This window comes from Mesorhizobium sangaii (genome assembly GCF_014207355.1).
In the GTDB taxonomy this organism is placed as follows: Bacteria; Pseudomonadota; Alphaproteobacteria; order Rhizobiales; family Rhizobiaceae; genus Mesorhizobium; species Mesorhizobium sangaii.
In genome coordinates this window covers 52,075-76,712 of the sequence record NZ_JACHEF010000007.1, presented here as the reverse complement: position 1 = coordinate 76,712, position 24,638 = coordinate 52,075, and the positions used below count along the sequence as shown (strand labels likewise).

22 protein-coding genes are annotated in these 24,638 nt (G+C 62.8%); 16 read left to right on the top strand and 6 right to left on the bottom strand.

Annotation, left to right across the window (positions count from 1 at the left end):
- Window position 1 precedes the first annotated feature (1 nt).
- Complete coding sequence (locus tag HNQ71_RS27970; protein ID WP_184876497.1) at window positions 2-1,123, bottom strand: DUF1217 domain-containing protein; 1,122 nt, start codon at window positions 1,121-1,123, stop codon at window positions 2-4.
- Window positions 1,124-1,270: 147 nt separating this feature from the next.
- On the opposite strand from HNQ71_RS27970, the gene motA reads away from it, so the two are divergent.
- Genes motA through HNQ71_RS27940 form a run of 6 tightly spaced genes read left to right on the top strand, consistent with a single transcriptional unit; the run spans window position 1,271 to window position 6,110 of the window.
- Window positions 1,271-2,146: a flagellar motor stator protein MotA gene (motA, locus tag HNQ71_RS27965; protein WP_095084502.1), complete on the top strand. Its 876-nt coding sequence runs from the start codon at window positions 1,271-1,273 to the stop codon at window positions 2,144-2,146.
- A 32-nt stretch (window positions 2,147-2,178) separates the two neighbouring features.
- A complete protein-coding gene (locus tag HNQ71_RS27960; protein ID WP_184876495.1) occupies window positions 2,179-3,126 on the top strand; it encodes a FliM/FliN family flagellar motor switch protein in 948 nt (315 codons plus the stop codon).
- A gap of 17 nt (window positions 3,127-3,143) precedes the next feature.
- Window positions 3,144-3,530: a flagellar motor switch protein FliN gene (gene fliN / locus HNQ71_RS27955; protein ID WP_184876493.1), complete on the top strand. Its 387-nt coding sequence runs from the start codon at window positions 3,144-3,146 to the stop codon at window positions 3,528-3,530.
- 43 nt (window positions 3,531-3,573) lie between these two features.
- On the top strand, window positions 3,574-4,584 hold the full coding sequence (locus HNQ71_RS27950; RefSeq protein ID WP_184876491.1) for a flagellar motor switch protein FliG: 1,011 nt from the start codon (window positions 3,574-3,576) through the stop codon (window positions 4,582-4,584).
- Window positions 4,585-4,593: 9 nt separating this feature from the next.
- Complete coding sequence (gene flhB / locus HNQ71_RS27945; RefSeq protein ID WP_184876489.1) at window positions 4,594-5,676, top strand: flagellar biosynthesis protein FlhB; 1,083 nt, start codon at window positions 4,594-4,596, stop codon at window positions 5,674-5,676.
- A complete protein-coding gene (locus HNQ71_RS27940) occupies window positions 5,673-6,110 on the top strand; it encodes a hypothetical protein (protein ID WP_184876488.1) in 438 nt (145 codons plus the stop codon). The genes flhB and HNQ71_RS27940 overlap by 4 nt, the downstream gene beginning before the upstream one ends.
- 148 nt (window positions 6,111-6,258) lie before the next feature.
- Here the strand turns inward: HNQ71_RS27940 and HNQ71_RS27935 are convergent, their stop codons facing one another.
- Complete coding sequence (locus tag HNQ71_RS27935; RefSeq protein ID WP_184876486.1) at window positions 6,259-7,029, bottom strand: helix-turn-helix transcriptional regulator; 771 nt, start codon at window positions 7,027-7,029, stop codon at window positions 6,259-6,261.
- Window positions 7,026-7,736 (bottom strand): helix-turn-helix transcriptional regulator, encoded by a 711-nt coding sequence (locus tag HNQ71_RS27930; RefSeq protein WP_184876484.1) that lies wholly within the window; start codon window positions 7,734-7,736, stop codon window positions 7,026-7,028. The genes HNQ71_RS27935 and HNQ71_RS27930 overlap by 4 nt, the downstream gene beginning before the upstream one ends.
- A 660-nt stretch (window positions 7,737-8,396) precedes the next feature.
- Here HNQ71_RS27930 and HNQ71_RS27925 point away from each other — a divergent pair.
- Window positions 8,397-9,590, top strand: coding sequence for a TMEM43 family protein (locus HNQ71_RS27925; RefSeq protein ID WP_184876482.1), 1,194 nt, complete (start codon window positions 8,397-8,399; stop codon window positions 9,588-9,590).
- Between the two features lie 92 nt (window positions 9,591-9,682).
- Here HNQ71_RS27925 and HNQ71_RS27920 read toward each other — a convergent pair whose 3' ends face one another.
- Window positions 9,683-10,714, bottom strand: coding sequence for a histone deacetylase family protein (locus HNQ71_RS27920; protein ID WP_184876480.1), 1,032 nt, complete (start codon window positions 10,712-10,714; stop codon window positions 9,683-9,685).
- A 23-nt stretch (window positions 10,715-10,737) separates the two neighbouring features.
- Complete coding sequence (locus HNQ71_RS27915) at window positions 10,738-11,496, bottom strand: TetR/AcrR family transcriptional regulator (RefSeq protein WP_246462183.1); 759 nt, start codon at window positions 11,494-11,496, stop codon at window positions 10,738-10,740.
- A 152-nt stretch (window positions 11,497-11,648) separates the two neighbouring features.
- Here HNQ71_RS27915 and HNQ71_RS27910 point away from each other — a divergent pair, with 152 nt between their 5' ends.
- The 8 genes from HNQ71_RS27910 to HNQ71_RS27875 all read left to right on the top strand — a co-directional run bounded on the left by HNQ71_RS27910 (window position 11,649) and on the right by HNQ71_RS27875 (window position 22,297).
- Window positions 11,649-13,328 carry an amidohydrolase gene (locus tag HNQ71_RS27910; protein ID WP_184876478.1) on the top strand — a complete coding sequence of 560 codons (1,680 nt, stop codon included), beginning with the start codon at window positions 11,649-11,651 and terminating at the stop codon, window positions 13,326-13,328.
- 139 nt (window positions 13,329-13,467) lie between these two features.
- The gene (locus HNQ71_RS27905) at window positions 13,468-14,568 is read left to right on the top strand and encodes a polyamine ABC transporter ATP-binding protein (RefSeq protein WP_184876476.1); all 1,101 of its coding nucleotides are present in this window, start codon (window positions 13,468-13,470) and stop codon (window positions 14,566-14,568) included.
- 2 nt (window positions 14,569-14,570) lie between these two features.
- Window positions 14,571-15,491, top strand: coding sequence for an ABC transporter permease (locus HNQ71_RS27900; RefSeq protein ID WP_095084488.1), 921 nt, complete (start codon window positions 14,571-14,573; stop codon window positions 15,489-15,491).
- A complete protein-coding gene (locus tag HNQ71_RS27895) occupies window positions 15,484-16,284 on the top strand; it encodes an ABC transporter permease (protein ID WP_184876474.1) in 801 nt (266 codons plus the stop codon). Before HNQ71_RS27900 ends, HNQ71_RS27895 begins: the two co-directional genes overlap by 8 nt.
- Before the next feature lie 25 nt (window positions 16,285-16,309).
- Window positions 16,310-17,344, top strand: a complete 1,035-nt coding sequence (locus tag HNQ71_RS27890) for an extracellular solute-binding protein (RefSeq protein ID WP_184876472.1) — start codon at window positions 16,310-16,312, stop codon at window positions 17,342-17,344.
- An 86-nt stretch (window positions 17,345-17,430) separates the two neighbouring features.
- Window positions 17,431-18,627 (top strand): serine hydrolase domain-containing protein, encoded by a 1,197-nt coding sequence (locus HNQ71_RS27885; protein WP_184876470.1) that lies wholly within the window; start codon window positions 17,431-17,433, stop codon window positions 18,625-18,627.
- Between the two features lie 36 nt (window positions 18,628-18,663).
- A complete protein-coding gene (locus HNQ71_RS27880; RefSeq protein WP_184876468.1) occupies window positions 18,664-19,845 on the top strand; it encodes a serine hydrolase domain-containing protein in 1,182 nt (393 codons plus the stop codon).
- Between the two features lie 127 nt (window positions 19,846-19,972).
- Entirely contained in the window at window positions 19,973-22,297 is a 2,325-nt protein-coding gene (locus tag HNQ71_RS27875) for a Tex family protein (protein ID WP_184876466.1), read from the top strand.
- On the opposite strand, the gene HNQ71_RS27870 is transcribed toward HNQ71_RS27875, so the two are convergent.
- Window positions 22,298-23,188: a LysR family transcriptional regulator gene (locus HNQ71_RS27870; protein WP_184876464.1), complete on the bottom strand. Its 891-nt coding sequence runs from the start codon at window positions 23,186-23,188 to the stop codon at window positions 22,298-22,300. It lies immediately after the preceding gene.
- 153 nt (window positions 23,189-23,341) lie between these two features.
- Here HNQ71_RS27870 and HNQ71_RS27865 point away from each other — a divergent pair, with 153 nt between their 5' ends.
- Entirely contained in the window at window positions 23,342-24,532 is a 1,191-nt protein-coding gene (locus tag HNQ71_RS27865; RefSeq protein WP_184876462.1) for an acyl-CoA dehydrogenase, read from the top strand.
- Window positions 24,533-24,638: the final 106 nt, after the last annotated feature.

Here is a 24,638-nt window from a genome sequence, read left to right as displayed (position 1 = left end):
CTCAGAACCTCAATTTCTGCATGGCCATCATCAGGTCGGTGGAGATGCCGACCGTGATCGGCTGGGAAAACAGCACGCTGACCGAGCTGACCGCCGATGAGGTCGGGTTGTTTATCTCGTACATGCTGGTGAAGCGGGTCAGGAACTTGCCGAGCTTCTCGGGGTCGGAGAAATCCGAGATGTCGAGTTTCTGCTCGAACAGCTGCGCCTGCTTGTCGATGTTGGCGGTGGCGAAGGAATCGGGCAGCCCGAGCGCGGTGCGCACGACGCTGGCAAGGGCAGTGTCGGCCAGCACGTCGTACCAACTGGTGATGGTCGGCGCCTTGCGGTCGAAATAGAGCGCCAGCCGCACGCCCTGGTTGGTGTTGCCGGCATCCTCTTCGAGCGTCTGGCGCATATACTTGTCGACGGTCGGCTGCTGCGCCGAAACGATCGTGGTGGCATTCTCGCCATTGGCTTCGAAATTGAAGGCCGAGGCCAGCGCGGCGTAGGTCTTGTCCGTCATCTTGTTGGCGACGCTGTCGGGGTCGCGGACGCCGCCCTGCAGAACCCGCTTGATGAGATCCTTGTCCTGCGTCGCCGCATCGAGGCCGAATGACGCGAGCGCGTAGGTGTAGAGCCGGTTGTTCGACATCAGGTCGTCGATCGACTTCACCTTGGTGATGTTGGCGAGATAATATGTCGTCTCGCCCTTCACATAGGCGGAGTTCGGATCGAGGCCGGCGATTGCCGCCTGCGTGGCGTAATTCTTGGTCACCATCTGCTGCGTCTTGTTGTAGATGGTCGCGTCGGCGCCGTTGGCGGCGAAGTTGAAGGCGGCGACAAACTCGGCGTAGCGTTTGTCGGTCAACTTGTTGGCGAAGCTGTTGGGATCGGAGACGCCTTCCTTCAACGCCTTGACCATGAAGGCCTTGGCGTAGTCCATGTCCTCGAGCCCGTAGGCCTTCATGGCATATTTGAACAACCGGTCATTGTTGACGAAATCGTCGATCGATTTCACCTTGGTGATGTTGGCGAGATAATATTTGGTATCGCGGTCGACCACGGGCTGCTGCTCGATCCTGTCGAGCGATTTCGAGATGTCCTTGGTAATGAGCTGGTAGCTGGTAAAGGTATTAAGCAAAGACGTGCCTCCGGCCGAAGCTATGCCGGCACAATACCCCCACTTCCTTGCGCGAAACTGAATCCAATCCAGCGGCTTCGATTCAAGCCTCACACAAGGCACGGGGGCTATCCCTTGCTTCCGATGTGAAATGCGGAAGGACCTGTTGTGGGCATTCTGATTGGACTGGTGGTAACGCTCGGCTGCGTGCTTGGCGGCTTCATGGCCATGGGCGGCCATCTTCATGTACTGGTCCAGCCGTGGGAAGCCGTGGTCATCTGCGGCGCCGCGTTCGGCACGTTTCTGGTCGCCAATCCGATGAAGACGGTCAAGGATACCGGCAAGGCCATCCTCGAGGCGTTCAAGCAGGCGGTGCCGAAGGAACAGAACTACCTCGAAACGCTCGGCGTGCTGCACAGCCTGATGCGCGAACTGCGCTCGAAATCGCGCAGCGAGGTCGAGGCGCATATCGACAATCCGGAGGAATCGGCGATCTTCCAGGCCTTTCCGACCGTGCTCAAGAACCACGATTTGATGAATTTCATCTGCGATTACTGCCGCATCATCATCATCGGCAATGCCCGCTCGCACGAGATCGAGGCACTGATGGACGAGGAAATCCAGACCATCAAGTCCGACAAGATGAAGGCCTATCACGCAATGGTGGCGGTCGGCGACGGCCTGCCTGCGCTCGGCATCGTCGCCGCCGTGCTAGGCGTGGTCAAGGCTATGGGCGCGCTCGACCAGTCGCCGGAAATCCTCGGCGGCCTGATTGGCGCGGCCCTGGTCGGCACCTTCCTCGGCATCTTCCTGTCCTATGCAGTGGTCGGGCCGGTCGCCACCAAGATCAAGACCGTGCGCGAGAAGAACAACCGCCTCTACATCATCGTCAAGCAGACGCTGCTGGCCTACATGAACGGCGCACTGCCGCAGGTGGCTATCGAGTTCGGCCGCAAGACCATCTCGTCCTATGAGCGGCCGACGATCGACGCCGTCGAGCAGAGCACGATGAACACCGGCACCGCCGAGAAGAAGGCTGCCTGAACGATGCGCCAGAGATCGGTCCCAGCATTGTCATGACGAGCCCGGGAAGCCCCTCGGAAGCCCGCTCGCTGATCATCGAGCGCCTGGTCGGTGACAGCGGCGAGGCCGCCCAGGTCATCGGCACCGGCCGGGGCATGGCCGAGCGTGCCGCGCCGCTGCTGCAGAAGAGCCTGACCAGTGAGCTTGGCGTTCCGGTCACCGTCGATCTCAGGGCCGTCGAGATCAGCCGCGTCGCGGAGGCGCGCTCGCATGCCGGCGATACGTTTGCCATGACCATCATCGCATCAGCCACGTCCTCCGATGCCATGACCGTGGTGATCGATGCGCCGGCGATCGCGATCACGGTCTGTACGCTGTTCGGCGGCGACCCTGAGATGCCGGCATCGCCGATCGAGCGCGATCTGTCGCAGATCGAGGTCGATGTCTCGACCATGGTGATCCAGCAGGTCGCACAGGCATTGAACGGATCCGGACGACGCTCGCTTGATCTGCGCTTGCCCGTGCCAAGGGCGATGTCGGGCACCGAAGCCAAACGGCACGTGCTGCGCGACGGCGCTGCAGTCCGCATCGTCTTTGGCATCTCGACGCCGGCCGATAGCGGCACCGTCACGGTGACGATGCCGCAGCGTATCGTGCTGGCCAGCCGCGACAGCGCCGCCAGTGTCAGCCAGGACGATCACAGCGCCAGCTGGCGCGCGCGCTTTTCGGAAGAGGTGATGCGATCCACGGTGGCGCTCGAGGCCACCATGCCGCTTGCACGACTGACGCTCGGCGACCTTGCCGATTTCGAAATCGGCCAGGTCATCGAATTCGAGGAAACGGCGCAGTCGCAGGCGCGTCTCAGCGCGCGCGGCAAGACGCTGTTCGTATGCGAGTTCGGCAAACTGGGTCAGAATTACACCGTCCGAATCAGACATCCCTACGATGCCGGACAGGACTTTATCGACGGGCTGATGCCGGCTGCCGCCGGACGCGCCTGAGCATTTGGAGACGATTCATGGCCCAGACCAAGGCGGAAGCCGACCTCGACCAGCCCGACGAGCAGCTCGACCGTGCCATCGAAGAATTGCGCGGGGTCCTGCATGAAGAGGAGCAGCGCCCGGATGCGGCCTTCAGAGCCGCTTCCGGTGCCAATTCGAGCGTCATCATGAACATCCCCGTCGATGTCCAGATCATCCTCGGCAGCACCGAGATGCCGGTCTCCGACCTGATGGCGCTGCAGAAGGGGTCGACGGTGGCGCTCAACCGGCGCATCGGCGAACCTGTCGACGTCGTGGTCAACGGCCGCAAGATCGCGCGTGGCGAGATCACCGTGCTGGAAAGCGATCCGTCGCGCTTCGGCATCAGGCTGACCGAAATCATCGCCGGCACGAAGGGCGCCTAGACATGGATTGCGGGGCTTGCCGGTGGCAGCGGAGGCGAGAGGCATGACGACGCCGGTGACCTTGACCCGCGCGCAAAAGGCGGCCGCCATTTTGGTGGCGATGGGCAAGCCGTCGGCCAGCCGTCTCTTGAAATTCTTCAAGCAGGAAGAATTGAAGGCGCTGATCGAGGGCGCCAGACTGCTGCGGACCATCCCGCAAAGCGATCTTGAGCGCATCGTCGCCGAGTTCGAGGCCGAGTTCACCGAAGGGGCGGGGTTGCTCGATTCGGCCGACAGGATGGACACCATCCTCAATGAATCGCTCTCGCCCGAAGAGATGAGCGCGATCATGGGCGACAAGAGATTCGAGGTCGCGCCGGAGGGCCCGCCACCGATCTGGCCCGAGCTCGAAAAGCTCGAACCGGCACGGCTTGGAGCCTTCCTGGCCGGCGAACATCCGCAGACCGCGGCCATGGTGCTGTCGAAGCTGGCGCCGCAAACGGCGGCGAGCGTGCTTCTGACGTTGACCAAGCCGGCCCGCGGCGAAATCATCAAGCGCATGGTGACGATGGCCAATGTTCCGGACGCCGCCACCAGGATCGTCGAAAACCGGCTGCGCAGCAGCGTGCTGACGGAAACCTCGACCAAGGACACTTCGGCCGGGCAGGCACGCGTCGCCAGCGTTCTCAACGAACTGGACAAGCCGCTGCTCGAGGAGGTCATGCAGGATCTGGAGGCCGCCGGCACGCCCGATCTCGATGGCGTCCGCGCTCGCCTGTTCGCCTTCGACGATTTGCCGCTGCTGACCCAGAAGGCGCGGGTTTTGCTGTTCGACGGGCTGTCGACCGAACTGGTCACGCTGGCCTTGCGCGGCACTTCGGCCGCGCTTGCCGAGGCGGCGCTGTCGGCGATCGGCGCGCGGTCGCGGCGCATGATCGAAGCCGAACTCGGACAAGGGTCGGAGGGCGTTGCCCTTGCCGACATCATGGCAGCGCGCAAGTCGATCGTGACGACGACGATCCGGCTGTCGCGCGAAGGCGCTTTCGAACTCCCCTCGACCCAGAACGCCGCCTAAGACCGCGATATGGCTGACGCGGTAGACAAGGATTCGAAAACCGAAGAGGCGACGGAAAAGAAGATCCGCGACACCATCGAACAGGGCAAGCTGCCCCATTCGCGGGAAACGGCGCTGCTGGCATCCTTCGTCGCCATACTGGTGTTCACCGTCTTCTACGCCAAGGACGCCATCATCGATCTCGGCATGTTTCTGTCGATGTTCCTGGAGAAGCCGGAAGCCTGGCCGATGGACACCGAGACCGACGTCATCGCGCTCTACAAGATCGTCCTGCTGGAGGTGGGCCGCGCCATCGTCAGCCTGCTGGTGCTGTTGAGCGTTGCCGGTGTCGGCGCCTCGGTGTTCCAGAACATGCCGCAATTCGTCGGCGAGCGGATCCGGCCGCAACTCTCGCGCATCTCGATTGCCAAGGGCTGGAGCAGGCTGTTCGGCATTCAGGGTTGGGTGGAGTTCTTGAAGGCGCTTGGCAAGGTCGGTTTTGCCATCGTCGTGCTGAGCTTCACGCTGTCGGAAGACCACCGCAAGTTGCTCGCCGGCATGATCACCAATCCGGTTGCCTTCGGCCTCGTCATCCGTGGCATCGCCGTCGACATCCTGGTGGCGATCGTCTTCGTCATGGGGCTGATCGCGGCGGTCGACATCGTCTGGTCGCGCTTCCACTGGAAGCAGGACCTGCGCATGAGCAAGCAGGAGGTCAAGGACGAGTTCAAGCAGTCCGAAGGTGACCCGATCGTCAAGTCGCGGCTGCGCTCGCTGGCGCGCGACCGGGCGCGCAAACGGATGATGACGGCGGTGCCGCGCGCGACACTGATCATCGCCAACCCGACGCACTTCTCGATTGCGCTGAAATATGTGCGCGACGAGGATTCCGCGCCGATCGTGCTGGCCAAGGGGCAGGACCTTGTGGCGCTGAAAATTCGCGAGATCGCGCGGGAACACAACATTCCGATCTTCGAGGACGTGGCGCTCGCCCGCTCCATGTACAAGCAAGTTTCGGTCGATAATGTGATCCCGTCGCAATTCTATCAGGCCGTCGCCGAACTGGTGCGGGTCGTCTACTCGAAAAAGGCTGAGCGCAGACAGATTTCATGAACCGGCAACCGCACGCAAACTCCCGCGAGATCATCGTCGCCAGCGCCATTGAGCAAGTGGTGGGGGAACTCCGACTGATCGATGTCGCCGACTATATCGCCTTCATCCGGCTGGAGCATTTCGCCTGCCTGTCGGATCTGGTCGATTCGGCGGTGGAGCTGTTCTTCATGCCGGGCACGCTGCGGCTCGGCCATGGCGGCGAGGCGCATATCGACTGGAGCGGCAGCCCGCGCATCGTGCTCGATCTGGAGCTGAGGCCGCCGGGTGTCACCGTCTATTTCCAGCTGACCCTGAGCGAGCTCGGTGCTTCGGTGGTGGTCAACTATGTCTCGTTCGAGAAGCCGGGCGAAGACCCTGAGCACAACACGGCCCTGCTGGAGGCGGTGATCGAACAGGCGCGCATCCGCAAGGTCGAGCCGCTGGCCTTTCGCTGAACATCGGCCGCTTCCAAGCCTTAAAGCGCGTCTCGCCGAAACGGACTCAGGCGACGCGCTTCAAGCCTTTGTTTCTATGCATGGCGTTTTCTCAAAACCGTGGCCACTTTTGAGCGACATTCACTAGCCGCAAGATCCTCGAATTGCCCTATTCGATAAGCCCCAACCGCAATGCCTTGGCCACCGCCTGGTTGCGGTTGACCGCGTTGAGCTTCTGGGTGGATTGGGTCAGGTACTGGTTGGCGGTGTGCACCGAAAGCTTCAGCAGCCGTGCGATCTCCTCGCTGGTGTTGCCATTGGCGGTCAGCTTCAGGCATTCGAGCTCGCGCTTGGAGATCGCGCGCATGCGGCCGGTTTCACTTGGGCGCATGAGGGCGACAGAGGCGAACAGTGAAAAGCAGCGGGCGTGGATCTCGTAGAGCGCGTCCTGGGGCAGGACGATCTCGGACCCCAGGAAGACGACAAGGCCGCATTGCCCACGATCGGCATGGACGGGGAAGGCGATGCCGCTCGTGCCAGGCGCCAGCGGCGCCATCTGCTCGGTCCAGGCGAGGTTGCCGAACGTCTCCGCCATGGCGGCGACGCCGTCGTCGGTCCACCAGCGCGGTTCCGTCGAGGTGCGGGTGTGGCGCACGATCTCCTCGCCATTCGCGCCCGAAATGAACTTGGTCGCCACCGCAACACCGGGATAGTCGGAATCGAGGCAAGGTACGAGCCGCGCCCGTTCGGCCGACGGGCTGACGAAGAACAGGCCGAAGGCCGAGGCGTTGATGTCGACAGCGATCCAGCGGCAGCGGCGCACGGCATCTGGAATGGTGACGGCGTGATGGGTCTCGGAGCCGAGCGAGAAGGCGCCGAACGGGTTGCGCTGCTCGTTGAAAAGGGCTTCGGCAGCCTCCTTGATATCGGCCTGTTTCAAATGATGCCGCTCCTGATCGCCGTGGCGATGGCCATCGCGCGGTTGCTGGCCGCGAATTTCTGGATGGCGTGGGTGATGTAGCTGTTGACGGTGTTGGAGGAGACGCCAAGGATGACGGCGACCTCGTCGGTGGTCTTGCCTTCGGAGACCCAGAACAGGCATTCGCGTTCGCGGTCCGACAGCGGATCCTGCATGGCGGCGGCGGCAATGAGCTGCGGGATGTGCGAAAGCGCGTAGCAGCATTTCAGCTGCGCCCTCATCAGCGCCGGCTGGTCGATGCTGCCGGCGGTCGCTGCCGAGAACAGAGCGAACAGGCGCTGACGGCCGACATTCAGCTTGAGTGAATAGACCTCGGCATGACCGAGCACATCGAGAAGGCGGGCCTCCTCGCCGGTGATCAACCCGTCTGTATCGGGCGCCTGCGATGCCACCAGCGGTCTCGGTCGGATGCCGGGGGCGACGGTGAGCGCGCCTTGTGCAAGCCCGGCGATCAGCCGCTTGCCGATCAACTCGATGGCGTCGAAAATCCAGTTGGACGAAACGATGCGCGCATCGTTGCGGTCCTGGTCGTGGACGATGGCAACCAGCATGTAGCTGTCGGCGCCGATCTCGGCGGTCAGCTGCATGAAAAAGCTTGTGAGATCACCGCGCGACGTCAGGCGCGAGCCCAATGTATCGGATTGAAGAAGCGCGGCGGGACTGCTCATTCTTGTTGCTTTTGGCCGGAATCGTTTCTGCTGTCCGGATGCTGGATGCCAGCCGCCGAACCCGAATACGCATTACTTTGACGAAGACACACGCTTGGCGCAGGGCTGCGCCAACCAGATCCGAATCCATTCAGGGAACGCGAAGCCGTCCGCGTCTGGTGCCGGAAAACTCCGGAACAAGAGACTTTGGGTGGTTGCCGCGCCCCCCAAGGACCGGCTGATTCGGGTCTAATCTATCCGCAGTTGAATCTGACATCAAACGCGATTTGACAAAATCGAATCCGATGGGCTCGCATGCGACTCAGAGGCGGGCTCCCAAGCCCTTTTATCGCCCTTGGGTCACGGAAACGCCGACACGAAAAAGCCGGACGTTGTTGCTAAGTTCCCGTATCGAGGGCGAATCGATTCCGATAGGTTTTCGACGACCGGCAGGGATGGGCATCCCTTCGGTCGGACTGGGCAAGATGGGCAGCGCTCTGTTCGCGGCCATCGGCATGGGGGTCGATCATGAAGCGGGTTTTCCTGGCGTTCACGGTGGTGCTTGCGGTCTTGAACGGTGCGTGGGCGGCAGCCCCCGCGCAAATCCACGCCGATTGATCGGTTCAATGCGCGGCCGCCGGCCGCGCGCAAATCTTGGCACTGTTGGTTTCGGGGGAAACAATGAGCGATTCATTTCGGGAAGTTACATCCGTCTCGTGGTTCGGGCGGATCAAGCGCGCGGTCGGTGGTGTCATCTTCGGCCTGCTTTTGATCGTGCTGATGGTGATCGGCCTGTTCTGGAACGAGGGCCGCGCTGTGCAGACGGCACGCTCGCTCGCTGAAGGGGCTGGCACCGTGGTCTCTGTCAGCGCCGACAGCGTCGACAACGCCAATGACGGCAAGCTGGTGCATGTCAGCGGGCCGGTGACGGCGGACAGCGGTTTGTCCGATCCGGACTTCGGTATCGCAGCGCAAGGGTTGCGTCTGTCGCGCGACGTCGAGATGTACCAGTGGAAGGAAGAGTCCAAATCCGAGACCACCAAGAAGCTTGGTGGCGGCGAGGAGACGGTCACCACCTACAGCTATTCGAAGGTGTGGGACGACAGCCAGATCGACTCGTCGGATTTCAAGAAGCCGGACGGCCACCAGAATCCGCCGATGGCGATCCACAGCCGGACCTTCCAGATCCCGGAAGGCAAGCTCAGTGCTTTCACGCTCGATCAGCCGGTGCTCGATCGTATCGAGGGTGACAAGGACTATTCGCTGTCGGCCAATCAGTCAGCCGCGATCAAGGCCGCCTATACCGGCACCAGGCCATTCAACATCGTCGACGGCAAGATCTATCTCGGTGCCGACACGACGACACCGGCGCTGGGCGACTACCGCATCGGCTACGAACTGGCGCCGCTCGGCGTGGTCAGCATCGTGGCGCGCCAGGCCGGCAGCCGGTTCGAACCCTACCAGACGGTGGCAGGCGACGAATTGCTGATGGTCGACACCGGCACTGTCCCGGCCGACAAGATGTTTGCCGAAGCGGTCAGCGCAAACACGCTGATCACCTGGCTGCTGCGCGCTGCCGGCCTGCTGTTGCTGACGATCGGCTTTGCCCTGTTCCTCAGCCCGATCGGGGTGATCCTCGACGTCATTCCGTTCCTTGGCAGCATGGCGCGGATGGGAACCGGCATCATCGCCTTCTTCCTGGCGATCCTGGTCGGCACGACGACGATCGCGATCGCCTGGTTCTGGTATCGGCCGGTTCTGGCGGCGGGCATCCTGGCCGCCGGTGTCATCGCGGCGGCGGCGGTCTACTATTTAGGCCGCTCACGCAAGGCGGCCGCACCGGCGGTCGTGCCGAGCACCGGCACCGCGACCTGATCGCAAGAACCGGGCAGCAACGCCGCCCTGTCGCTCGTTTTGCTTCTGCCTGTCGTTGCCCCAAAATCGCTGACGCTTTGGGCGACAGGCATTTACCTGCCTTCAAAACCGGTCAGCACGCCGACGGCGTTGACGCCGATCTCCTCGACGGCATAGCCGCCTTCCATGACGAACAGCGTCGGCAGGCCGAGCCTTGCGATGCGGCGGCCGATCTTGGGATAATCGGATGTCTTCAGCTTGAACTGGCTGATCGGGTCCTTCTCGAAAGTGTCGACGCCGAGCGAGACGACGACGACGTCCGGCGCGTAGGCGGCAAGCCTGGCGCAGGCATCCTCAAGCGAGGCATTCCAGGCGTCCCAGCCGGTGCCGAAGGGCATCGGATAGTTGATGTTGAAGCCTTCGCCTGCGCCTGAACCACGTTCGTCGGCATGGCCGAGGAAAAAGGGATATTCGTCCATCGGATCGCCATGCAGATTGAGGACCTGCACGTCGGCGCGGTCATAGAAGATCTCCTGCGTGCCGTTGCCATGGTGGTAGTCGACATCGAGGATGGACACACGGCTGGCGCCCTGGTCGAGGAACCATTGCGTGGCGACGGCGGCGTTGTTGATGAAGCAATAGCCGCCCATGAATCCGGCTCCCGCATGATGGCCGGGCGGGCGGCAGAGCGCGAAGGCGGATGCCTCGCCGCCCTTGACCAGGCCGGCGGCGGTCAGCGCCACGTCATAAGACGACTTGATCGCGGCCCATGTGCCTTCGACGAAGGTAGCGCCGGCATCGAAGGAATAGTAACCGAGCAGTGCGTCGATGCGCTTTGGCGGCACGTCGCCGCGCAGGCCGCGCGTCGGCCATGTGAAGGGCATCGCCGAGCCCTTGAAACCGGCGTCTACCCATTGCGGCCAGACCGTCGGCAGGAAGTCGATGTAGTCGGCCTTGTGGATCCGCTTGGCGGCGGCAAGATCGTGCTCGAGCGGCAGGACGATCGGACCCAGCTTCTCGCTTTCGACCCGCGCTTTGATGAATTCGGCCCGCGAGGGCATTTCGAAACCCGGCACGATGGCGGCGGTGACCAGTTCCATCTGGCCGGCATGGCCAGCATGAAGCGGCGAATAGACAGTCTTCATGAAATTCCTCTCGAAATGCGAAATCAGTCAAGGTTGAGATAGGGGCTCACCAGAGCGAGCCACATGGTTTCCACATCGTCCTCGATGAGGTTGTATGTCCTGCGATCCCTCTTCAGTCCGACCAGCCGGCAGGCGTGCCCGACCTCCATCATCACAAGGCCGAGTCGTTTGGCGATCTTGTCTTCGAGAGCAGGATTCACATGCCGCAGCCAGGCGGCGTAAAGCGCGATGATCTGCTCGTCATATTCGTCCTGGATAGGCCTGAGATCGGCATTGCCTGAAATGGCCTCGATCACCGGCATCAGGGTCGCGTTCTCGAGATAGATACTGGACGTGTCGATAAAGAGCTTGCGCACTTCGCGCCGGAATTCTTCGCGGTTGGTGGGCCGGGGGACCTTGATGCGCTTCTCGATCACTTCGGGAAAGGAGGACAGCCAGCGCCGGGCGAGGTCCAGAAGAATGGCTTCCTTGTTGGGGAAGTATTGGTAGACCGAACCGACCGACAGGCCTGCGCGCTGCGCAATGGCGAGCGTCGTCGGCGTCTTGGTTCCTTGCTCCCGCGTCAGGATCAGCGCCGCGTCGAGAATCCGGTCGACCACCTTGCTCGACCGTTGTTGGCGCGGCTGCTTGCGCGGTTCGAGCGCTATCCTGGTTTTGCGGTCGAGACTGCGCTTCACTGCCTGATGTCCCCGTTCCCCGCCCGGTCCCAACACATGCGCAGGGTGTTGTCCACAATACATGCCAAATTCCGCATGTTGACAAACGCGAATAATTAGTCGCATTCTTTATCCACGCTGTCTTCAGGGATAACAAGGGGAATTTCGAAGACAGCATGCTGGCATCATTTTTTGTCCCGTAGCGCCGCTCCGGTGGGCTGGCGGTCGTGGGCACAGGGTTGTCGGCCTCAGTCAGTCGTCAAAAGCGCGGAGTCGCGATGTCTGTCACGGGTGCGGGTCATAGTGCTGATCTGATCGTCATCAATGGTCGTGTGCTGACCATGGACGATGACAATCCCGCCACCGAAGCTGTTGCCGTCAAGGACGGCGCCATCATCGCAATGGGCAGCCGCGTCTCCATCGAAGAGCTCAAGGGACCGGCCACCAAGATCATCGACGCCAAGGGCGGTTCAGTGATCCCGGGCTTCATCGAAGCCCATATGCATCTGTTTTCAGGCGGGGCTGAGCTTGCCCACCTCCAGCTCACCGGTATTCATGGGTTCGAGGCGCTGCAGAAGGCGATCCGCTCCTATGCGCCTACCCAGCCGGATGCGAAAATGCTGGTCGGGCAGGGCGTCGACTACACGGTGCTCGGCAGTGAGCGGGTGACACGCCACCATCTCGACGCCATTTTGCCCGATCGCCCCTTCTGCATGGCCGCGCCCGATCACCACACCATGTGGGCCAACACCAAGGCGCTGGAAATGGCCGGGATCCTGCATGGGCGCACGCTCGGTCCGGGCAACGAGATCGTTATGGGCGACGATGGCCTGGCTGGCGGCGAATTGCGCGAGGGCGAAGCCTTCGGTCCGGTGCTTGACCTTGCCGGCGAAAGCCGGGTGCGGCTGGGCCTGGCCACCGGCGGCGAGCCGGACCCGATGCCGACCGCGACCGAGCGGGCCGCCGACCGCGATATCATGCGGCGCGGGCTTGCCTGGTGTGCGCGCCATGGCATCACCTCGATCCAGAACATGGACGGCAATCTCTATCAGCTTGAGCTGCTGGCCGAGATCGAAGCCGAGGAAGGGCTGCCCTGCCGTGTGCAGATACCGTTCCACTACAAGAATTTCATGACGCTCGACATGCTCGACAAGGCGTCCGACATGGCCGAGCGCTACAACAGCGAGTGGCTGTCATCGGGCATGGTCAAGGTGTTCTACGACGGGGTGCTGGATTCCTGGACAGCGGTCATGGTCGAGCCCTACGCCGACCGTCCGGACTGGGTGGGCGAGCCGCTGTTCACGCCGCAACAATTCATCGACCTGGCTGTCGCCGTCGACAAACGCGGGCTGCAGATCGCCGTGCATTCGATCGGCGACGGCGCCGTGCGCGCGGTGCTCGACGGCTACGAAGCGGCGCAGAAGGCCAATGGCAAGCGCGACAGCCGCCACCGGATCGAGCACATCGAGGTCACCACCACGACCGACGTTCCGCGTTTCGCCGAACTCGGCGTCATTGCCTCCATGCAGCCGCCGCACCCCCCTGGCGCCATGGATTTTCCGCTGGAGCCGACCGTATCGCGCATCGGGCCGGCCCGCTGGCCGTTGAGCTATGCCTGGCGGACCTTGAAGGATGCCGGCGCGCGCGTCGTCTTCGCGTCGGACTGGCCGGTGTCGCCGATCGATCCGCTCCTGGGCATCCAGGCGGCAGTGTTGCGCAAACCGTGGGCGGACGGCGACCCGGACCAGAGTTTGTCGCTGCATGAATCCCTAGCCGGCTACACCGTCGAAGGGGCCTATGCCGAATTCGCCGAGCATCGCAAGGGCGCGATAAAACCCGGCTATATGGCGGATCTGGTGGTGCTCTCGGCCGATATCGAGGCGACCGCGCCTGAGGCTTTGCACAAGGTGCATCCGGTAACGACGATCTGTGGCGGCAAGATCACCTATCAGACCTGACAGTGGCATGAGGCTTGCTAGCCAAATTACGAATTGAACTGTGATTCAGTGCCGGGCTTGCCAACATACCGGCCTTGTGTTCACATCGAACAGGGGAAAATTCCGCCAGCAAGAGCGGGGTCAACAGTGAGGCGTAATCGTGCCGGACAAACCGGATCGGAATGCAATTGAAGTTGTCAAAGTAAGCAAAATTTTCGGATCAGGAGAGGGCCAAGTCGCTGCCCTCGACACGGTCTCAGTATCCATCCGTGAGAATGAGTTCTTTACGCTGCTCGGCCCGTCGGGCTGCGGAAAGACGACGTTGCTGCGGCTGATTGCCGGCTTCGACTTTCCAACCGCCGGCGAAATCCTGCTCTACGGTCAGGATATCGCGCCGCTGCCGCCCTTCAAGCGGCCGGTCAACACCGTCTTCCAGTCCTATGCGCTGTTTCCGCACATGACGGTGGCCGAGAATATCGGCTTTGGCCTGGAGATGCTGGGCAAGCCGAAGGCCGAGATCAAGGCGCGCGTCGACGCGATGTTGAAGCTGGTCAAGATGGAAGCGCTCAGCGCGCGCCGCACCAGCCAGATCTCCGGCGGCCAGCAGCAGCGTGTGGCGCTGGCCAGGGCGCTCGCACCACAGCCGAAGGTGCTGCTGCTCGACGAGCCCTTGTCGGCGCTCGACTACAAGCTGCGCAAGGAAATGCAGATCGAACTGAAGCGGCTGCAGCACGAGACCGGCATCACCTTCATCTTCGTCACCCACGACCAGGAGGAAGCGCTGACGATGTCGGACCGCATCGCGGTGATGTCGTCGGGCAAGATCCTGCAGGTCGGCTCGCCGCGCGACATCTACGACCGGCCGTCGGAACGCTTCGTCGCCGATTTCATCGGCGAGTCGAACTTCCTCAAGGCCGAGGTGGTTGGTGTCTCGGCAGGCCGGGCGACGGTAAAACTGTCGTCGGGCACGGAAATACCGGCCTCGCTGCCGGAGGGCCTGGTCCCCAAGGGCAAGGTTACCATCGTCGTGCGCCCCGAACATGCGCAGTTGAGCGCCGCAAGCCCCAGCGCTTCGCTGTCGGGCACGGTCGAAAACATCGTCTATCTCGGTACCGACACGCATTTCCATCTGCGCCTCGCCGATGGCGAGCCCTTCATCGTGCGGCGCCAGAACAGCCGCGGCACCGGCGACGGTATCGTCCAGGGCGGCAAGGTCGGCATCCTGATTGGCGGCGACGCCGCTCAGGTCTTGAAGGACTGACGATGGCGACCGCAGAGGAAGTCGCCAAGGCAGCGGAGCGGCGCGATATCCGCGATCGCTGGCTTTTGTCAGCGCCAGCACTGCTGGTCATTTTTCTTGCCGCGACCGGCCCGTTGCTGATCGTGCTCGTCTATTCGTTCCTGACGCCAGGTTCCTATGGCGACGTGAAGTGGCAATTCTCGCCGGAAGCCTGGATAGCGGTGTTTCTGGAGCGCGATATCTTCGACGATACGCTTTCCGTCGCCGCGGCCCACGTCACCATCTTCCTGCGCTCGATCAAGCTTTCGGTGGTGACGACCATCGCCACTTTGGTGCTTGGCTTCCCGACCGCCTATTTCATGGCGACGCGCAGCGAAAAGACCCGCGACCTCTGGCTGTTCCTGATCACCATTCCGTTCTGGACCAACCTTCTGATCCGCACCTTCGCAGTGCTGCAGATCATCCGCAACGAAGGCATCGTCAACACGATCCTGCTGAAGCTCGGCATCATCTCGTCGCCGATCCAGATCCTCTACACCGATACGGCGATCCTGATCGGCATGGCCTATGTCTATCTGCCGCTGATGGTGCTGCCGATCTACGCCAGCATGGAAAAGCTCGATTTTCGCCTGGTCGAGGCGGGCTATGATCTCTACGCGACACGCTTCAAGGTGCTGCGGAAGATCATTTTCCCGCTGGTCAAACCCGGCGTCATCGCCGGCTCCATCCTGGTCTTCATTCCAGCACTCGGCGCCTATGTGACGCCAAGCGTGCTTGGCGGCGGCAAGAACATGATGCTGTCCAACCTGATCGAATTGCAGTTCGGTCAAGGCCGCAACTGGCCACTTGGCTCGGCGCTGTCGATCGCGGTCATGATCATCGTCATGGTGGCGCTGCTTGCCTATGTGCGCAATGCCGGCAAGTCGGGGGTGCGTCATGGCTAATCGCTTTTCCATCAAGCATCAGCCGGGATTCACGGCGATCGCCGCGACCTGCTTCATCGTGCTCTATCTGCCGATCGTCGTGCTGGTCATCTACGCCTTCAACGCCGCGACATCGACCTCCGAATGGGGTGGTTTCTCGCTCAAATGGTTCCAGTCCGCGTGGCAGAACACGCAGGTCATCGATGCGACCCTGCGCTCGTTCCAGATCGGCGCCACCGCCGCGGTGTTCTCGACCATCTTCGCCACCATGGCCGCGCTCGCCACGACGCGGACGGCGCCCTATCCGGGTCTGACGTTCAAATACGCGGCGATCAACCAGCCGCTGATGGTTCCCGAGATCGTCACCGGCGTGGCGCTGCTGATCTTCTTCTCGCGCATCAAGATCTTCACCGGCTATTCCGGCCTTGGTTACCTGATTGCCGCGCACACGGCGTTCTGCATTCCGTTCGCCTACCTGCCGATCCGGGCGCGGCTTGAGAACATGGACCTGACGCTGGAGCGTGCCGCCGCTGATCTCTATGCGACGCCGTGGCGAACCTTCAGGCGCATCACTCTGCCGCTGCTGTGGCCCGGCATTCTGGCCGGACTGATGCTGGCCTTCGTCATCTCGCTCGACGATGTTGTCATCACGGAATTCGTCAAATCGGGCGGCCAGGACACGCTGCCCACCTACATGCTCGGCCAGATACGCCGCGGCATAACACCTGAGATAAACGCGATATCGACCGTGTTCCTGCTCTTGTCGGTCGCTATCGTGACGTTGTTCTTCTTCATCAGCAGGAAACACGCCTAAATCTGAAAAAATGGGAGTTAACACCATGAACTGGAAGACAACAGCGACCGCCATGGGGTTGGCGCTGCTCGCATCGACGAGCCTGGCTCGCGCCGACGGCGAACTGAACATCTACAATTGGGGCAACTACACCAGCCCCGACGTGATCAAGAAGTTCGAAGCGAAATACAACATCAAGGTAACTATCACCGACTACGATTCCAACGACACCGCGCTTGCCAAGGTTCGCCAGGGCGGCACCGGTTTCGACATCGCGGTTCCGTCGCAGACCTACGTGCCGATCTGGATCAAGGAAGGCCTCGTTTTGGAGACCGATCCGGGCAAGATGGAGAACTTCAAGAATGTCGCGCCGGAATGGGCCAATCCCGATTTCGACCCGGGCCGCAAATATTCGGTGCCGTGGGCTCTGGGCACTGTCGGCGTGGTCGTCAACACCGACGCCTACAAGGGGCCGGCCGACAGCTGGGGCATCATCTTCAACACGCCCGACGAGCTGAAGGGCAAGGTCAATGTCGTTCCTGAAATGAACGACGTCATCTTCGCCGCGATCAAATACGTCGGCGGCCAGCAGTGCACCACCGACAAGGAAGTGCTGAAGAAGGTGCGCGACACGCTTGTCGCCGCCAAGCCGAACTGGATCGCGATGGAATACAACACCATCGAAAAGATGGGTGCCGGCGATTTCAAGGCGACCAGCGACTGGAACGGGTCGGCGCTGCGCCAGCGGCTGGCCAATCCAGCCATCCACTACAACTATCCGAAAGAAGGCTTTGGCCTGTGGAGCGACAATGTGGTCGTTCTGAAGGAGGCCAAGAATGTCGAGAACGCCAAGCTGTTCCAGAACTTCATCATGGATCCGGAAAACGCGGCAGGTCTCTCGGCTTTCCACCGCTACGCCAACGCCATCGTCGGCTCGGACAAGTACATGCCTGCCGACATGAAGGACGCACCGGAAGTTGTCATTCCGGCGGCCGACAAGCCGCATGCCGAGTTGCAGCAGATGTGTGCTCCGGAAATCCAGGACATCTACACCAAGATCTGGACCGAACTGCAGAAGTAACTGCGTTTCGATGGACCCGGCGGCACACGCCGCCGGGTCCGTTTTGATGTTCACCGGGGCTTTCTTTCACGTTCACCGGGGCTTTCATGGACTCCTATCGCAATTCTGATCCGCGGCCGCCGATCATGCAGGGCTCGCCGCCCGCCATGGTGCTGCCCAAGCTCGACTGGGACCGGCCGCCGTGGAATCGCTGGGCGTTCCAGCATGTCCGCGAATTCCTGCCGACCGCCGAAGTCTGGCGCGGCAATGGCCATCGCCATCGCTTCGAACGCGCCGAAGTCGATCTCGACGGACTGGCGGTCGAGGACAGCACGGGCCAGCCAACGACGCTCGCCGGATTGCTCGACGAGACCTATACGGACGGCTTTCTGGTGCTCAAGGACGGCAGGATAGCCTGTGAGCGCTATTTCAACGGCATGGGCGAGCGGTCGCTGCATCTGTCGCAATCGATGGCGAAGTCGGTCACCGGCTCGGTGTTCGGAATACTGGTCGGGCGTGGCCTGATCGATCCGGCGAGGCCGGTGACGGACTACCTGCCGGAACTGAGCGTCACCGGCTGGGCGGGAGCCAGCGTCCAGCACGTGCTCGACATGACGAGCGGGGTGCGTTTTTCCGAGGAATACACCGACCGCTATTCCGACATCGGTCAGGTCGATGTCGCGACCGGCTGGAAACCGGTGCCGCCGGGCAGCGATCCGGCCTTTCGCTGGCCCTCGCACATGTTCGAACTGATCCTCGGCCTCACGGAAACGATCCGCCCGCATGGTGCGGCCTTCGAATATCGCTCGATCGAGACCGATGTGCTCGCCTTCATCATGGAACGGGTGACAGGCAAGCGACTGCCGCAGCTGGTTTCGGAAGAACTCTGGCAAAAGCTCGGCGCTGATGAAAGCGCCTGTTTCACGGTCGACAATGCCGGCTATGCGGTCGCCGATGGCGGCTTCAATGCGACGCTTCGCGACTATGGCCGCTTCGGCCAGTTGATCCTCGACAATGGCCGCGGCGTGGTGCCAGCCGACTGGATCGAGGCAACGCGGAACGGTAGACACGGGCCGGACTTCAATCCCAGCCTGCCCGAAGGCAGTTACCGCAACCAGTTCTGGATCGAGGACCCGCGCTCGCGCGCGCTGATGTGCCGGGGCGTGTTCGGACAGATGATCCACATCGACTGGAACACAAGTATGGTCGTGGTGAAGCTTTCGACCTATCCGGATTTCAGCAATGTCGCCTATTCGGTGGCGACGGTGAAGGCCGTGCATGCCATCGCCGCGGCACTGAACTGAACCTCAAAAAAGAAAAAAGATCCGGAAGGAAACGCCATGACCGGCAAGACCGCGTTCGAGACCCGATACGGCTTCCGCCGCAATGAGGTGCTGCTCGCGAACTGGCGCGAAAACCCGTTCAACCGATGGTCGTTCCAGAATCTAGGCGAGTTGGTGCCGACGGCACCCGTGGCGGCCGCGCCGGGTGGTGTCGAGACACCAGTACAGGATATCAGCGGCTTGCTCGGCGATAAGGTTGCGATCGCCGGCGCGCCGGAGACGGTGGCTGATTTTCTCGCACGCTCGAACACCGACGCGCTGACGGTGATGAAGGGTGGCAAGGTCATCGGCGACTGGTTCGCGCCGCATATGGATTTCGGCGCCCGCCACATCATCTTTTCGATCAGCAAGTCGCTGACCGCCATTGTCGCCGGCATATTGGAAGGCGAGGGGGTGTTCGATCCGGAAGCGCCGGTGACGCATTACATTCCGGAAGCCGCCGGGTCAGCCTATGCCGACGCGAGCGTGCGGCACGTGCTCGACATGAGCGTCAGCCTCGATTTCGAGGAGGCCTATCTCGATCCGGAAAGTGCCTTTGCCCGCTACCGCCGGGCAACGCTGTGGAATCCGGGCGGCGGCACGGAGAGCCTGCGCGAGTTCATCCTGACCTTGCAGCGCCTTGCCGAGCCGCATGGCCAGACCTTCCGCTACCGCTCGCCCAATTCCGACCTGCTCGGCATCCTGCTCGAGCGCGCCTCGGGCCAGCGCTTCACCGACCTGATGCGCGACAAGCTGTGGCTGCCGCTCGGCGCCGTCAGCGAAGCCTCGATCGGCGTCGACATGGAAGGCACGGCGCGCACCGCCGGCGGCATTTCGGTGACGCCGCGCGACCTGGCGCGCGTCGGCGAGATGATGCGGCAAGGCGGCACGGCCAATGGCCGGCGCATCGTGCCGGAGGCATGGGTGCGCCACACGACCGTCACCGGCGGCAATTCGGAAGCCTGGCAGCGCGGCGCGATGCTGCCGCTGTTCCCCAAGGGCCGCTACCGCAACAAATGGTACCAGACAGGTCTGCCGGGCGGCGCCTATTGCGGCATCGGCATCCACGGCCAATGGCTCTATGTCGATCCCAGGAGCGAGGTTGTGATCGCCAAGATGTCGTCGCAGCCGGTGCCGGTGGACGATCCGCTGGATATCGAGATCGTCGCCTTTTTCGAGGCGCTGAACCGGATGATCTAAGCTCCCTGACGAGCCAAATTGCCGCGCGCTTTCCTGTGGACCCGCCGGGCTCATGAAAACGCGGCGGTTGGCGGACGGCACGTCTGCGCCTATGGTCGCCGCTCTTTTCGACGAGAGCAGGAACGACATGGCATCCGACATCAAGCGCATCGCAGCCATCATCGCGACCGAGATCACGGCGCGGCCTGAACAGGCGGCGGCGGCGATCGAACTGCTCGACGAGGGCGCGACGGTGCCGTTCGTGGCACGCTACCGCAAGGAGGTGACGGGCGGGCTAGACGACACGCAGTTGCGCCTGCTTTCAGAGCGTCTGGCCTATCTGCGCGAGCTCGATGCGCGCCGCGACACCATCCTCGGTTCCATCCGCGAGCAGGGCAAGCTGACCGACGAGCTTGAAGGCAAGATCGTCGCCGCCACCACCAAGGCGGAGCTGGAAGACATCTACCTGCCCTACAAGCCCAAGCGGCGGACCAAGGCCGAGATCGCTAGGGAACGTGGTCTAGGGCCGCTGGCGGAGGCCATTCTGGCCAACCGGTCGCTGGTGCCGACCGAGCTGGCGCTGGCCTATGTCACCGATGAGGTGGCCGACGCCAAGGCAGCGCTCGAGGGGGCGCGCGACATCCTGTCGGAGCAATTCGCCGAGAATGCCGATCTTGTCGGCAAATTGCGCACCTACATGAAGGAACGCGCGTTCATGCGCGCCCGGGTGGTCGACGGCAAGCAGGAGGCCGGCGCGAAATTCTCCGATTATTTCGACCATGTCGAGCGCTGGGCGACCGTGCCGAGCCATCGCGCGCTGGCGATGCTGCGCGGCCGCAATGAAGAGGTTCTGTCGCTCGACATCGAGGTCGATGCCGATGACACGTCGCCGATGAAGCCGGTCGAACGGATGATCGCCAACGCCTATGCCATCGGCAGCAGCCTGCCCGGCAACCGCTGGCTGATGGAGGTGGCGGGCTGGACCTGGCGGATAAAACTGTCGCTGCACCTGACGCTCGACCTGATGCGCGACCTGCGCGAGCGGGCGGAAGAGGAAGCGATCCACGTCTTTGCCCGCAACCTGAAGGATTTGCTGCTTGCCGCACCCGCCGGCTCGCGCGCCACCATTGGGCTCGACCCCGGCATCCGCACCGGCGTCAAGGTGGCGGTGGTCGACGGCACCGGCAAGGTGCTAACGACGACGACGGTCTATCCGTTTCAGCCCCGGAACGATGTGCGGGGCACGCAGGCGGAGCTGGCCAAACTCATTCGCCTGCACAAGGTCGAGCTGATTTCGATCGGAAACGGCACCGGCAGCCGCGAGACGGAAAAGCTGGTGGCGGACATGCTGTCCGACATGCCGGCGGATGGCGGGCCGAAGCCGCTCAAGGTGATCGTCAGCGAGGCCGGCGCCTCGGTCTATTCGGCATCGGCGACGGCGGCGGCGGAATTCCCCGGCCTCGACGTGTCGCTGCGCGGTGCGGTGTCGATCGCCCGGCGGCTGCAGGATCCGCTGGCCGAACTGGTCAAGATCGAGCCCAAGTCGATCGGCGTCGGCCAGTACCAGCACGATGTCGACCAGTACCGGCTTGGCCGTTCGCTGGAGGCGGTGGTCGAGGATGCGGTCAACGCCGTTGGCGTCGATCTCAACACCGCCTCGGCGCCGCTGCTGGCCCGCGTTTCGGGGCTTGGCGCATCGCTGGCCGACGCTATCGTCGCGCATCGCGACGCGACTGGACCTTTCGCCAGCCGCAAGGATCTGCTCAAGGTGCCCCGCCTTGGACCTCGCGCCTTCGAACAATCCGCCGGCTTCCTGCGCATTGCCAACGGCAGCGAGCCGCTCGATGCCTCGTCGGTGCATCCGGAAGCCTATGGCGTGGCCAAGAAGATCGTCGCCGCCTGCGGCCGCGACGTGCGCGCGCTGATGGGCGACAGTGCCGTGCTCAAGGCACTCGATCCGCGTGTCTTCGTCGATGAGCGTTTCGGCTTGCCGACGGTGCGCGACATCCTGGCGGAGCTGGAAAAGCCCGGCCGCGACCCGCGCCCCGGTTTCAAGACCGCGACCTTCGCCGACGGCATCGACGACATCAAGGATTTGAAGCCCGGCATGCTGCTGGAAGGCACCGTCACCAATGTCGCCGCCTTCGGCGCCTTCGTCGATATCGGCGTGCATCAGGACGGGCTGGTGCATGTCTCGCAACTGGCCGACCGTTTCATCAAGGACGCGCATGAGGTGGTCAAGGCCGGTGATGTGGTCAAGGTGCGGGTCGTCGATGTCGACATCAAGCGCAAGCGCATCGCCCTCTCGATGCGCAGGGATGGCGGAGATGGAAGTGCATCGAGGGGCGGGCCACGTGATACCACGGGTGGCAAGCCAGCGCCGCGTTCGCCGGCGCCGCAGCGCCAGCCGGAACGGCCGGCGCAGCAAGGCGCATTCGGCGCGGCACTGGCCGATGCGCTGAAGCGGAAGTAGTTACCTGGCCAGGTGATTGAGCAGCCAGTCGCGAAAGCTGGCGACCGGCGGGTGGCCGCGCTTGTCGTGCGGGACGACGAGATAGTAGGCGCTGCGGCTTTGCATCGGCTGGCCGGGTGCCGGCACCAACTGGCCACGTTGCAATTCGCCGGCGATGAGGATCAGCGGCAAAAGCGCCACGCCGAGCCCTGCCATGCAGGCCTGGGCGGCGGTGCCGAACTGTTCGAACTGCATGCCGGGTCCTGTCGGCGCGCTCAGGCCCTGATGCTCGAACCATTCGGTCCATGCGCCGGGGCGCGTCGCCATGTGCAGCAGCGGCAAGCGACCGATATCGGCCGGTGCGGCGATGGCGCGGCCGGCGAGGAACTCGGGCGATACGACCGGCGCCACCGTTTCGCGCACCAAGAGCGTCGAGTCCGCCTCCGGCCAGTCCGGCAGGCCGTAGTGGATGGCGGCATCCAGCCGCTCGCGGGCAAAGTCGAAGCGGCCGACGCGGGTGACGAAGTTGATGGTGATATCGGGATTGCTTTCGACGAAATCGGGGATCATCGGCATCAGCCAGCGCGTGCCGAAGGTTGGCAAGATGGCAAGGTTCAGCATGCCACTATGCCGATTGCTCATCAATCCAAGGGCGGCGTCACGCAATTGGCCAAGCGCCGACCGTACCGCATCGGCGTATATTTCGCCCGCCGTCGACAGCCTGACATTGCGGCTGTCGCGTTCGAACAGCCGGCGGCTGAACTGGTCTTCCAGCAGCCTGATCTGGCGACTGACCGCGCCCTGGGTCAGATCAAGTTCCTGGGCGGCGGCGGTGAAACTGCCGAGGCGGGCCACCGCCTCGAAGGCGGCAAGGGCGCTGATGTTGGGCAGAAGGCGGCGCTGGACACTCATGATCCATTACTAACGCTCATTGATCGGCGAAGCAATTTCGTTTGATTTTTTCAGGCCGCGGGTCGATAAGCCGGGCCAAGATTTTGCTTCATGCATGTCGTCATGCCAAACCGCTGACACTTTTGGGCGACCTGCATCAGTTGGGAGAGAGCCATGGCCGCCGACAAGAATGCATTCGTCTGGGAAGACCCGTTCCTGATCGAGGACCAGCTTTCGGAAGACGAACGCATGGTGCGCGATGGTGCCGCGGCCTTCGCCGCCGACAAGCTCGCGCCGCGGATCGAGGAAGCGTATCTCAACGAGACCTTCGACACGGCGATCTTTCGCGAAATGGGCGAGGCCGGCTTGCTCGGCATCACCATTCCCGAGGAGTTCGGCGGGCTTGGCGCCAACTACGTGACCTACGGGCTGGTGGCGCGGGAAGTCGAACGTGTCGACTCGGGCTATCGCTCGATGATGAGCGTGCAGTCGTCGCTGGTGATGTATCCGATCTACGCCTATGGCTCGGAGGAGCAGCGCAAGAAGTACCTGCCCAAGCTCGCCAGCGGCGAATGGATCGGCTGTTTCGGCCTGACCGAGCCGGATGCCGGCTCCGATCCAGGCGGCATGAAGACGCGCGCCGAGAAGACGGCCAACGGCTACAAGCTCTCCGGCTCGAAGATGTGGATTTCCAACTCACCGGTCGCCGATGTGTTCGTCGTCTGGGCGAAATCATCGGCGCATGACAACCAGATCCGCGGGTTCGTGCTGGAAAAGGGCATGAAGGGGCTGTCGGCGCCAAAGATCGGCGGCAAGTTGTCGCTGCGCGCTTCGATCACCGGCGAGGTGGTGATGGAAGGTGTCGAGGTCGGCGAGGACGCGCTGTTGCCGAACGCCAAGGGCCTTGGCGGTCCGTTCGGCTGCCTCAACCGGGCCCGCTTCGGCATTTCCTGGGGCTCGATGGGTGCCGCGGAAGATTGCTGGCACCGTGCCCGCCAGTACGGCCTCGACCGCAAGCAGTTCGGCAAGCCGCTGGCCGGCACGCAGCTTTACCAGAAGAAGCTCGCCGACATGCAAACCGAGATCGCGCTTGGATTGCAGGCCAGCCTGCGCGTCGGGCGGTTGCTGGATGAAGGCAAGATGGCGCCGGAAATGATCTCGATCGTCAAGCGCAACAATTGCGGCAAGGCGCTCGACATCGCCCGCCAGGCCCGCGACATGCATGGCGGCAACGGCATCCAGATCGGCTACCACGTCATGCGCCACGCGCAGAATCTGGAGACCGTCAACACCTATGAAGGCACGCATGATGTGCATGCGCTGATCCTTGGACGGGCGCAGACGGGCCTGCAGGCGTTTTTCTAAGCCAGCACACCTGCTTAAATTAGGTGCACCGCAACATCTCTGCTTGGAGAATGGCCGCCATTTGTGTCAGGGTTCAGCGAATTCGTTTGAAACGCTGAACTCCGGG